Source organism: Mesorhizobium sp. M0306 (assembly GCF_040321655.1).
Classification (GTDB): Bacteria; Pseudomonadota; Alphaproteobacteria; order Rhizobiales; family Rhizobiaceae; genus Mesorhizobium.
In genome coordinates this window covers 237258-248563 of record NZ_JAMYRY010000006.1, presented here as the reverse complement: position 1 = coordinate 248563, position 11306 = coordinate 237258, and the positions used below count along the sequence as shown (strand labels likewise).

Sequence of the window (11306 nt, the reverse complement as noted above, 5' to 3'; positions counted from 1 at the left end):
ATAGTGGTTCACTACTTCTATTCCCTTCGCGCGAAACTTGCCTATCCCTCTACGCTGCGCTTGAACACCCCCCTCTGTCCTGCCGACCTGGATAGCTACCGCTCCTCCACCATCACCGCCTCACCCGCGATTTCAGCCAGCGGTCGAAGGCCACGGCGAGGATGAGGATCAGGCCGATGACGATGCTTTGCGTGTAGGACGAGACGTTGTTGAACTGCAGGCCGTTCTGCAGCACACCGATCAGCCCTGCGCCCACTACAGTGCCGCCGACGCTGCCGATGCCGCCGAACAGCGAGGTGCCGCCGATGACGACCGCCGAGATCACCGTCAGCTCGTAGCCGATGCCGGCCACGGCTTCGGAGGAGTTGAGCCGCGCCGACAAAACGAAGGCGGCAAGGCCGGCGAAGAAGCCGACGATGATGTAGACCGAGATCAGGATGCGGTCGACCCGCAGGCCGGAGAGCCGCGCGGCCTCGGCATTGCCGCCGACGGCGTAGACGGCGCGACCGTAGCGCGTGTAGCGCAGCACGATGTGGCACAGGATTGCGGCAATCGCGAAGATGATCGCCGGCACCGGCACCGGGCCGATCAGGCCGGTACCGAACCAGCGCATCGAGGCGTCGAAGCCGGAGATCGGACCGCCATTGGAGATTGTCAGCGTCAGGCCGCGAAACACGGTGAGGCCGCCGAGCGTGACGACGAAGGGCGGCACTTTCAGCCTGGTGATGGCAAAGCCCTGGGCGCCGCCGGCCACGGCGCCGACGACGACGGCGGCGAGAAGGGCGGCGAACCAGCCATAGCCTTGCGTGCCCGTTGTCGACAGCGACAGCGTGTTGGCGGTGCCGCCTTTGGCTACCACGGCCGCGACCATGCCACAAAAGGCGAGCAGCGAGCCGACCGACAGGTCGATACCGGCGGTCAGGATGACGAAGGTCATGCCGAGCGCGATCAGCCCGGTGATCGAGATCTGGCGCATGATGTTGAACAGGTTGATCGGGTCGATGAAGCTCGGCTTCAGCACGGTGAAGACGACGATCAGCAACGCCAGGAACATCAGTGGGCCGAAGCTCATCAGCAGGCGCGCAATATTGACGCCGCCGCGCTGGCTCCGTTCGGTCGTGCTGGTCATTGCGTTGCTTCCTGCTTCTGGTCGAGCGCCATCAGTTCCATCAGTTTCTCCTCGGTCGCCTCGATGCCGGGCATCTCGCCGGTAATGCGCCCGCGCCGCATGGTGACGATCCTGTCCGACACCGCAAGCACCTCGGGCAGCTCCGACGAGATCATCATGATGGCGATGCCGCGCGCCGCGAGCTCCACCAGGATCTGGTGCACCTCCGCCTTGGCGCCGACATCGACACCACGCGTCGGTTCATCGACGATCAGCACCTTGGGATCGCGTGCCAGCCAGCGGGCAAGGATGACCTTCTGCTGGTTGCCTCCCGACAGTCCCTCGATCGCCTGCTCGGGCGAGGCCATGCGGATCGACAGCGTCTTCCTGTAGTTCGCCAACGCCTCGCGCTCGCGCCGCTCGGCCATGAAGCCGACATTGGAGTAGCGGTCGAGCGCGGCGATCGAGAAATTGGTGAGGATGGCGAGTGCGGCGAAGATTGCCTGGTGCTTGCGGTCCTCCGGCACCAGGCCGATGCCGAGCTCGATGGCATCGGCGGGTGAGGCCGGCGCGATCGGCCTGCCGTCGAGCCTGATGGTGCCGGCGGCAATGCGGTCGGCACCGAAGATGGCACGGGCGAGCTCGGTGCGGCCGGAGCCGACGAGCCCGGCGACGCCGAGGATTTCGCCGGCCTTGAGGTCGAGATCGACGCCTTCGAGCACGATGGCGTGCGGCGCCTGCGGATCGCGCACCGTGCGCAGGCCGCGCACCGAGAGCCGGACGTCGCCGGCGACATCGCGCTGGGTCGGCCTGGCATAGAGCTCGGAAGCGGCACGGCCGACCATCTTCTCGATGATCTTCGGCAGTCTGATCGGCCCACCTTCGCGGTCGAGATGGCCGGCCAGCCTGCCGTCGCGCAGCACCGTCATGCGGTCGCAGATCGCCGATGCCTCTTCCAGCCGGTGGGTGACGAACATGATGGCGACGCCGTCCTTGCGCAGCCGGCCCATGATCGACATCAGCCTGTGCACTTCGGTTTCGGTCAGCGCCGAGGTCGGCTCGTCCATGATGATCAAGCGGCTCTTCAGCGACAGCGCCCGGGCGATCTCGACCAGCTGCTGCTCGGCCACCGACAGCGCCGACACCGGCGTCGCCGGGTCGAGGTCGAGGCCGACGCGAGCGATGATCGCGCGCGAATCTTCCTCCATCTTCCGCCAGCTGACCAGCCCGAACCGGCCGAGCGGTGCGCGGCCGATGAAGATATTCTCCGCCACGGTCAGCGTCGGGATCAGGCTCAGTTCCTGGTAGATGGTAACGATGCCGTGGCGCTTGGCATCCTGCGGATTGTGCGGGCTGAATTCGACCCCGTCGAAAACGATGCGGCCGCTGGACGGCGGCATCACGCCGGACAGGATCTTGAGCAGCGTCGATTTGCCGGCGCCGTTCTCGCCGAGCAGGCCGAGTATCTCGCCGGGGCGGACTTCGAGCGAAACGTCGTTCAGCGCGGTGACGCCGGCAAAGCGCTTGGTCACACCCTCGACGGTGAGCAGGGCGGGAGAGGGCGCAATAGCGGCTGCCTTGGGCAAAGTTTGCTCCTCGATCATTCGGTTGTCACGCAAGGCTGGCGGGACAGCACCCCCCTCTGGCCTGCCGGCCATCTCCCCCTCAAGTGGGGAGATTGGCAGCCTCGTTGGCCTCGCTTCTTCTGCAAGATCGAAAATTAGCGAGAGCCGGCGTGACATCCAATCTCCCCCCTTGAGGGGGAGATGGCCGGCAGGCCAGAGGGGGGTGCTGTCCCGCCGGCTTTGCCTACTTCGTCTCGCCCAGCCTTTCCGCCTTGTCGAGATTGTCCTTGCCGATGACGATCGGCGTCAAAAGCACCAGCTTTTCCTTCGGCTCGGTCTTGTCCCTGGCGTACGCGACCGCGATCTGCACGGCGGTGCGCGATTGTTCGCCGGGGAATTGCTCGACCGTGCCGGCCAGTTTGCCGTCGCGCACGGCGACCAGCGCTTCGGGAAGCGCGTCGAAGCCATAGATCTTGACGTCGGTGAAGTTGCGCGCCGCGCAGGCTTCAACCGCGCCAAGCGCCATGTCGTCATTGGCGCAGATGATCGCGTCGGGCTTGCCGTTGGCGGCAAGGCCTGCCTCGGTGACGGACAGCGCCTCGGCGCGGGCGAAGTTTGCGGTCTGCTCGAAGATGATCTGGTACTTGTCCTTCATCGGATCGAGGACGTTGTGCACACCCTTGTTGCGGTCGATCGCCGGGCCGGCGCCGGGCTGACCCTGCAGATGGAAGATCTTGGCGCCGTTCGGGAACGCCGCCACCATGGCCTGTGCTTCGGCCTCGCCGCCCTTGACATTGTCGGCGCCGACATGGGCGAGGATGCCTTCGACGCCCTCGACGCGGCGGTCGATGGTGACGACGGGAACGCCGGCCTTCACCGCTTCCTCGATAGCTGGGGCCAGCGCGTTGACGTCGAGCGGCGAGATGACGATGGCGTTGACCTTTTGCACCAGTGCCGCTTCGATATCGGCGGTCTGCTTGGGCGCCGAGTTCTGGCCGTCGCTCTCGACCAGGTTGACGCCTTGCGCCTGCGCCTCAGCCTTGATCTGGTTCAGCATGTGCACGAAGAACGGAAAGCCGAGGCTCGGCACCGAACCGAGGATGGTCAGCTTGTCCTGGGCAAAAGCCAATTGCGGAGTGGCCAGCGCCAAGGCGCCCATCGCCGCGGACGACAGCAGGAATTCACGTCTGTTGATCAATTTAGTCTCCTCCCAGATGAGCGCACGACCCCGAAACCGGAATGGGTTTTCCGGAAGGTTCCTTGCGTCGATTCAAAAATGGAGTGTCCTTTGAGCGCCCAACTCGTGTTTGAAGGGACGCAACGGGGCTCCAGCCGGTCCACCGCGACGTTCTCCTCCGCTCGATGCCGGCCGGCGGATGCTAGCCAAGGCCGGAGCTTTGCGCAAGAACGGGAGAAGGCAAGACCTACCGATCGATCATCACCATGGTGCGCTCGCCGTAGCGCGGCCCGGCGACCTTTCCCGGCGCCAGCGCGTCGTCGAGCACCTGCATCTCAGCGGAATCCAGCCTGATCGAAGCCGCGGCGACATTCTCCTCGAGGTACTTTCTGCGCTTGGTGCCGGGGATCGGGACGATGTCGATGCCGAAGTCGCTGCCCTTGTGGAGCGGCCAGGCCAGCGCGATCTGACCTGGCTTGACGCGCTTCGCCGCGGCGATGTCGAGTACCGTTGCCGCCGCCTGCATGTTGGCGTCATAGTTGGCACCCTGGTAGCGCGGATCGCCGCGCCGGTAATCGCCCTCCGGATAGTCTTCGGCGCGCCTGACATCGCCGGTGAGAAAACCGCGGCCGAGCGGCGAGAACGGCACCAGGCCGATGCCGAGCTCCTTCAACAGCGGAATGATCTCCGGCTCCAGATTGCGCTCCCACAGTGAATATTCGCTCTGCACGGCCGACACCGGATGCACGGCATGCGCCCGGCGGACGTTGGCGGCGCCGGCTTCAGAGAGGCCGAAGAAGCGGACCTTGCCCTGAGCGATCAGCTCGCCGACAGCGCCCGCCACATCCTCGATCGGCACCGCCGGATCGACGCGGTGCTGATAGAGGAGATCGACGTGGTCGGTGGCGAGCCTCCTCAGCGAACCTTCCAAAGCCTCACGGATATGTTCGGGCCGGCTGTCGCGCTCGGTGCCGATCTGCTTGCCGTTTTCAATGCGGAAGCCGAACTTTGTCGCGATCGTCACCGCGTCGCGCCGGCCCTTCAGGGCGCGGCCGAGCAGTTCCTCGTTGGCGAACGGCCCATAGACCTCCGCCGTGTCGAAAAACGTGCAGCCGAGTTCGATGGCGCGGTGCAGCGTGGCGGTCGATTCCGCCTCGTCGGCCGGGCCATAGGACTGGCTCATGCCCATGCAGCCGAGACCGATCACTGATACTTGCAGCCCCTGGCTGCCGAGTTTGCGTGTGCTCAATGTCATCTGAGGTTCTCCGGGGTCGGTGTCGCAGTCCAAGCCGCCATATCCCATATAGCGCGCCGGTTGGGTTTCCACAGCCGATAGCTGACCGGCCATTTGAATCCAGGTCAAAGTGCGCCGCATCGATGCGCTTACAGTGTCCGCTGTCTTGGGAAGGACGCAAGGAGGCGGGTGGTCCGGGCCGGAAAGGCCAGAAGCAGCTAGCTTCGGACCACCCGTGGATGGCGGGCCACGAACGATGAAGGTGTTGGCGAAGTCGGCCGCCGTAAATCAGACCATCAGTTGGCAGCAGTGCGCATATAAGACCAATCGCTGGCAGCGTAGCGGCCACCTCTTCGTGCCACGGTGAGCACGCGCCATGCGAAGGCTCCCTTATGACTTGAGAGAGTCACGTTCAGGCTCGAAATATCGACAAAGCCGGAATAGATTTCACTTGAACCAGATGGCACAAGTGCGAGCAACTCCACGAAGAAGCGCACTCCCTCTGGTTGCTGGCGTGCCGTCCACACTAGCTCGACACCATTTGCGCTGGAGCCAATCAACTCGCCATATGTAGGCGCGATGAGTATTGGAGCGGAAAGCGTCGCGGCCTTTGCGCCACCAGAGCGAATGGCAGTCAGGCGCGCGCGAGCAGCCGGGAGACCGGATGCTTTGAACCACGCACGGGCGAGATCGACGTTTTGCGGAACGCCTTGCCCTGCCTCGTAAAGCTGGCCGAGATTATATGCCGCTCTTCGAATGCCATGAGAGGCCGCACGCGCGTACCATGTGGCGGCTTGCGCCATATCCGGGGACACGCCGCGGCCGCTGTCAAGCATGATGGCAACATTGAATTGTGCTTCGGGCAGACCCGCTTCTGCAGCACGGCGGTACATGTCGAAGGCGAGCCGAGCACCTGTCGGCCCGCCCATCAAGTCTTGTCGCAGTGCCTCGCGAAACAAAGCACTCGGATCCTCGGCGCTAGCCGGCGTCACCGACTGTGCGAACGCGAGCAATAGACTGGCCGCGGTCACGAAGCGGCGCACGGCGTTAGCGCCAGGTGATCTCGACACGACGGTTTTCAGGTTCGGCAATACCCTCTTCGGTCGGAACCGCGAGTTCTGTTTCGCCTTTCGCCAGGACCTGGAACCGGTCGACCGGAAGTCCGCGATCGAGCAAAGCTTTCAGCACCGCTGTCGCCCTGCGCTGAGAAAGCAAGAGGTTCTGCGCTGGTGGTCCGGCACGATCGGCACTGCCAGTAACGATCATGACTTGCGGCTTGCCCTCGTTGAAGGCGCGAGACGCTTGATCGAGGACTTCTCTGTCCTTGGGAAGAATTGTGCTGCTGCCGGTGCCGAAATGGATGACCAATGGGGCCGGTCCACTTTGTGGTTTCGCGCTTTCCGGCGTCGCGGGCGAAGGCGGATCTGTTTGCGCGAAAGCAGATGTGCTTCCCAGCAGGACAATAAAGGCGAGATGGCGAACAAAGCAACTGAGGTTCATATCAGACTCCTGTTTTGCGCTACCTTACTAGTTACCGCCCAATTGCCACTTCGATAGTTCCGGGGCGGGGGAGTGAACCATCGTCCGCAAATGCGCGCTGGATGAGTGCAGCTTCCACAAGCCCAGCCGCTATACGCTCTGCGCTTGGTCGATCTTCATTGTAAAAGTACATGACTTCGTTTGCCCGAGAGCTTGTGGGTGAATTGCCAGATTTTACGACGTCGAGCCCCTGGGCTCGCAGACTCCGCTCAAGGGTCGCCGCTCGTGTCCGCGCGGAATCGCGGTTACGCGCAAAGCGCAGAATGACTCGTGGAGTTGTATCTGGGGGCAGAACGATATCAGGCGATGTGCCGATGGTTGCGGTAGACTGAGGCTGAGACGACTCTTGAGGCTGAAATGCTTCAGCAAACTGCTTTTCAAGGCGATCCATCTGCTTTTCAAGGCGATCCATGCCGGCATGATTGTCCGTCGCCTGCCGCCGCAATTTCTCGATCTGAGCCACGAGCTCGGACCGCTGGCGATCGAGTGCGGCCGCATCCGGCGACGGCGCCCGGGCGACGTCGCTCACCTGCGCTCGCAACTGCGCCAGCTCCGTGCGATCGGCGGTCGCGTCCTGCCGCAGCTTTTCGATCTCGGCCACGAGCTCTGCCCGCTGGCGATCGAGCGTAACCGCATCCGGTGACGGTGCCCGGGCGGCTTCTCTCACCTGCGTCCGCAGCTGCGCCAGGGCCGCACGGTCGGCGGTCGCCGCCTGCCGCAGCTTTTCGATCTGAGCCACGAGCTCGGACCGCTGGCGATCGAGTGCGGCCGCATCCGGTGACGGTGCCCGAGCGATGTCGCTCACCTGCGCTCGCAACTGCGCCAGCTCCGCGCGGTCGGCGGTCGCCCCCTGCCGCAACTTTTCGATCTCGGCCGCGAGTTCAGTCCGCTGGCGGTCGAGCGTAACCGAATCCGGTGGCGGTGCCCGGGCGGCTTCTCTTACCTGCGTCCGCAACTGCGCCACTGCCGCGCGGTCGGCGGTCGCGTCCTGCCGCAGCTTTTCGACCAACTGGGGGAGGTTCGTGCTGTCGCCCGCCGCCACCTGCTGCAATTTTTCGATCTGACCCAAAAGTTCGGTCAGCTGGCGATCGAGCGTAGCCGCATCCGGTGGCGGCGCCCGGGCGGCTTCGCTCACCTGCGTCCGCAGTTGCGCCATGGTCGCGCGGTCGATCGTCGCGTCCTGCCGCAGCTTTTCGATCTCAGCCGCGAGCTCGGCCAGCTGGCGATCGAGCGGGGCGGCATCCGTCGAAGCCGCTTGGGCGGCTTCGCTCACCAGCTCCGTGTGATCGGCGGTCGCCTGCTGCCGCAGCTTTTCGATCTCAACTGCGGACGCAGTCGAGAGCGTAATTGTCGCGCCGACGATCAACATACTAGCCAAGAGTATTCTTTGCCAGTTGACACGAAACCAGCCCCTGGATTTCAGCAACTCGGCGCCGCTTGCAGGTGGAACCGCAGCTTTGAGGCCAATGTCTGTCCGTTTTCCGTTCGTCAAAAAAGCGACCTCGGTCGGGGGCTTGCTATCCCGCGACGCCAATTGGAAGACGTGCACCACGAGCCTACGCATAAATTCGAGCTTTTAGCTTCATCCATTCGAGTAAATTCGAACTTTTAGCTTCATCCATTCGAGGGATGCTTCATCCAGTCCGGGGAAGTGTCACGTCCTGATATATGGACGTCGGGCACTATGCGCCGGCGGTCGTGGGGACGCTCGCTCGCCGAAATTGACACGACACCCCGTCTCAGCCATCCTTGAGCCGGCCGTCTTGTCTTGCGGCTCTGCGTGTATGAGCAAATTGCATGGCCAGTTCCGCTATCAGCCAAAAATCCAAGCGCGCCGCGGTGCGCAAGGCGCTCGACCGCCACAAGGTCTACATCACCGCGCAACGTTTTTCGGCCGGCAGCTACAGCGCGCGCGTGCTGGTCGATGGCGAGGCCTATTGGGTCGACGAATTCCGGCTCAGCCAGCTGCAGCAGGGCCTGTCGCCGGCCGAACTCGAATTGACGCCGGCCACCGACGATTGAGCGGCGTGACCTCCCATCCTTCGTCATCCCAGGGCGGTGCAGGAGCGAAGCGACGTCGCGGAGACCCTGGGATCCATGCCGTGACATTGGAGCGCCGCTGCGATGGGATTTTGATGCTGCGCTCGTTGCTTTTGCCCACCACCCGCGCCTAGTCCATGACCGCCCCACCAAAGCTCAAGGCCTATCGCGCCAAGCGCGAGTTCACGAGGACGCCGGAACCGGCCGGCGGTCTGGTTGCCGGTGAGGGCAATCGTTTCGTCGTCCACAAGCATCACGCCACCGCCGATCACTACGATCTGCGCCTGCAGGTCGGCGACGTGCTGAAGAGCTGGGCGGTGCCGCGCGGCCCGTCGCTGAACCCGGCCGACAAAAGGCTGGCGGTCGAGACCGAGGACCATCCGCTCGAATATATCGACTTCGAAGGTGTCATTCCCGAAGGCGAATATGGCGGCGGGCCGATGATCGTCTGGGATACCGGCGTCTGGGCGCCGATGGACGATGTCGAGAAGAGCCTGCGCACCGGCTCCTTCAAGTTCCGGCTGGCCGGCGAAAAGCTGAATGGCGGCTGGATGCTGACGCGGCTGAAACCGAAGCCCGGCGAGGATGAGGGCAAGAAGAACTGGCTGCTGTTCAAGGAGCGTGATCTCGCCGCCGACACCACGCTCGACATACTGGAAGCCCGCCCGGAAAGCGTCAAATCCGGACGCCTCATCGAGGAACTGGTGGCAGCGCCGAAGCCTGCCGCCAAACCTGCCAGGCCGGTGGTGCTGAAACCCGGCGCTTTGCCGGGCGCCGTCAAGACGCCGCCGCCTCCCCGGATCGAGCCGCAGCTGGCTACGCAGGTTCCGAAGCCGCCGGGCGGAGATGACCCCGCGGCCCGAACGGGCGAAGTCTGGCTGCACGAGATCAAATTCGACGGCTACCGCACCATGGCGCATCTCGCTAACGGCGCAGTCAGGCTGATCACCCGCGCCGGCCTCGACTGGACGAAGCGCTATGGCGACCTTCCGCTTGCATTCGCCAGGCTGCCGTGCCGCGAGGCGATCATCGATGGCGAGGTCGTCGCGCTCGACGCCAAGGGCATCAGCCGCTTTGCCCTTTTGCAGGACGCGCTGGCCGAAGGCGCCGGCAACAAGCTCCATTTCTACGCCTTCGATCTTCTGTATCTCGACGGCTGGGACCTGAGACAAGCGCCGCTCCGCCGGCGCAAGGCGCTGCTTTCGCAATTGCTGTCCGGTCTCGGTGCCAATTCGGCCATCCAGCTCAGCGATCATGTCGAAGGCGACGGCCAGGCACTTTATGACCAGGCATCCGAGATGGGGCTCGAGGGTGTCGTCTCCAAGCGCGCCACGGCAATCTACCAGAGCGGCCGTACCAAGACCTGGACCAAGACCAAGGCGCTTCAGACCGGCGACTTCGTCATCGCAGGCTACACCGTCTCCGATGCGGCAGAGGGGTTGGCTGCACTTGGCCTCGGCGAATTCGAAGACGGCGAGCTGCACTATCGCGGCAAGGTCGGCACCGGCTTCGATGCCGCGACGGCAGGCGAATTGCTGGCGCGGCTGGAGCCATTGCGGGCCGGTGCATCCGCGCCCGAAGGGGTTTCGCGCGAAATCATGCGCGAGATGAACTGGGTGCGGCCGCTGCTTTCGGCGCATATCCACTACGCCAACCGGACCACCGACAATGCGCTGCGCCATGCCGTGTTCCGCGGCCTGCGCGACGTCGGCCTGTCGACGCCGGTGTCGGCCAAGCGCAAACGGCTGATCGCCGAGGCCGACCTCGCGACCATCTGGGTGACCAACCCGACGCGGCGGCTGTTCGGCAAGACCGGACCGACCAAGCTCGATATCGCCGTCTATTACGCGCTGGTCGGCGATTTCATGCTGCCGCACATTCTCGGCCGGCCGGTCTCGCTGGTGCGCTGCCCGACCGGCAGGCCGCAGGACTGTTTCTTCCAGCGCCATGCCTTCACCGGCATGCCTTCCTCGGTGGCGACCTTCGAGGCGACCAATTCGGAGGGCGAGACCAAATCCTATCTCTCGGTGGAAGACGCCAAGGGCTATCTGGCGCTGGCGCAGTTCGGTGTCGTCGAGTTCCACACCTGGGGCACCCACCGCACGCGGCTCGACAAGCCGGACCTGATCGTCTTCGACCTCGACCCGGGCGAGGGGATCGCCTGGCGCGAGGTGGTGGAGGCGGCGGTGCACATTAAGGGCGAGCTGGAAGCGCTAGCGCTGGTGCCGTTCGCCAAGACCTCCGGGGGCCACGGCATCCACATCACCGTGCCGGTGACACAAAAGCAGAACTGGAAGAAACTGCACCAGGCGACCAGCGCCATCTCCACGCATCTTGCCGCCACCGCGCCCGACACTTTCACCACCACCATGGGCAAGGAGAACCGCAAGCGGCGCATCTTCATCGATTATCACCGCAATGCGCGCGGCCACACTTCGGCTGCTCCCTATTCGCTGCGCGCCCGCACCAATTTGCCGGCCTCGACACCGGTCAGCTGGAGCGATCTGGAATCCATCGATGCTCCGCAGGATCTGAATTATTCGTCCCTGCCAGGCCTGCTGTCGACGTCAGGCGATCCCTGGGCCGACATGGAAGATTTCGCCCGGGATTTGCCGGTGATAGGCACCGCGAGGTAGTCCTGCG

At 64.2% G+C, this 11306-nt stretch carries 9 protein-coding genes; 2 read left to right on the top strand and 7 right to left on the bottom strand.

The window, feature by feature from the left end; genetic code table 11:
* Nucleotides 1-112: 112 nt before the first annotated feature.
* From NKI95_RS12670 to NKI95_RS12640, 7 genes are all read right to left on the bottom strand, one after another.
* Complete coding sequence (locus NKI95_RS12670; protein WP_352467912.1) at nucleotides 113-1129, bottom strand: ABC transporter permease; 1017 nt, start codon at nucleotides 1127-1129, stop codon at nucleotides 113-115.
* Nucleotides 1126-2694 carry a sugar ABC transporter ATP-binding protein gene (locus NKI95_RS12665; protein ID WP_502908343.1) on the bottom strand — a complete coding sequence of 523 codons (1569 nt, stop codon included), beginning with the start codon at nucleotides 2692-2694 and terminating at the stop codon, nucleotides 1126-1128. Before NKI95_RS12665 ends, NKI95_RS12670 begins: the two co-directional genes overlap by 4 nt.
* 223 nt (nucleotides 2695-2917) lie before the next feature.
* Nucleotides 2918-3868, bottom strand: coding sequence for a substrate-binding domain-containing protein (locus NKI95_RS12660; RefSeq protein WP_352717110.1), 951 nt, complete (start codon nucleotides 3866-3868; stop codon nucleotides 2918-2920).
* A 229-nt stretch (nucleotides 3869-4097) separates the two neighbouring features.
* Complete coding sequence (locus NKI95_RS12655) at nucleotides 4098-5105, bottom strand: aldo/keto reductase (RefSeq protein WP_352717099.1); 1008 nt, start codon at nucleotides 5103-5105, stop codon at nucleotides 4098-4100.
* Nucleotides 5106-5380: 275 nt separating this feature from the next.
* Nucleotides 5381-6175, bottom strand: a complete 795-nt coding sequence (locus tag NKI95_RS12650; RefSeq protein WP_352717097.1) for a tetratricopeptide repeat protein — start codon at nucleotides 6173-6175, stop codon at nucleotides 5381-5383.
* Nucleotides 6132-6584, bottom strand: a complete 453-nt coding sequence (locus NKI95_RS12645) for an OmpA family protein (protein ID WP_352644983.1) — start codon at nucleotides 6582-6584, stop codon at nucleotides 6132-6134. Before NKI95_RS12645 ends, NKI95_RS12650 begins: the two co-directional genes overlap by 44 nt.
* 31 nt (nucleotides 6585-6615) lie before the next feature.
* Nucleotides 6616-7992 (bottom strand): coiled-coil domain-containing protein, encoded by a 1377-nt coding sequence (locus NKI95_RS12640; protein ID WP_352717096.1) that lies wholly within the window; start codon nucleotides 7990-7992, stop codon nucleotides 6616-6618.
* A 428-nt stretch (nucleotides 7993-8420) separates the two neighbouring features.
* On the opposite strand from NKI95_RS12640, the gene NKI95_RS12635 reads away from it, so the two are divergent.
* Nucleotides 8421-8645, top strand: coding sequence for a hypothetical protein (locus NKI95_RS12635; RefSeq protein ID WP_352717094.1), 225 nt, complete (start codon nucleotides 8421-8423; stop codon nucleotides 8643-8645).
* 155 nt (nucleotides 8646-8800) lie between these two features.
* Nucleotides 8801-11299, top strand: a complete 2499-nt coding sequence (ligD, locus tag NKI95_RS12630) for a DNA ligase D (RefSeq protein WP_352717092.1) — start codon at nucleotides 8801-8803, stop codon at nucleotides 11297-11299.
* The last annotated feature ends 7 nt before the right edge of the window (nucleotides 11300-11306 follow it).

Excerpts from the sequence above, each read along its gene's own strand:
- ligD (WP_352717092.1), top strand. The coding sequence starts at position 8,801 with ATGACCGCCCCACCAAAGCTCAAGGCCTATCGCGCCAAGCGCGAGTTC.
- NKI95_RS12645 (WP_352644983.1), bottom strand. The coding sequence starts at position 6,584 with ATGAACCTCAGTTGCTTTGTTCGCCATCTCGCCTTTATTGTCCTGCTG.
- NKI95_RS12670 (WP_352467912.1), bottom strand. The coding sequence starts at position 1,129 with ATGACCAGCACGACCGAACGGAGCCAGCGCGGCGGCGTCAATATTGCG.
- NKI95_RS12635 (WP_352717094.1), top strand. The coding sequence starts at position 8,421 with ATGGCCAGTTCCGCTATCAGCCAAAAATCCAAGCGCGCCGCGGTGCGC.
- NKI95_RS12655 (WP_352717099.1), bottom strand. The coding sequence starts at position 5,105 with ATGACATTGAGCACACGCAAACTCGGCAGCCAGGGGCTGCAAGTATCA.
- NKI95_RS12640 (WP_352717096.1), bottom strand. The coding sequence starts at position 7,992 with ATGTTGATCGTCGGCGCGACAATTACGCTCTCGACTGCGTCCGCAGTT.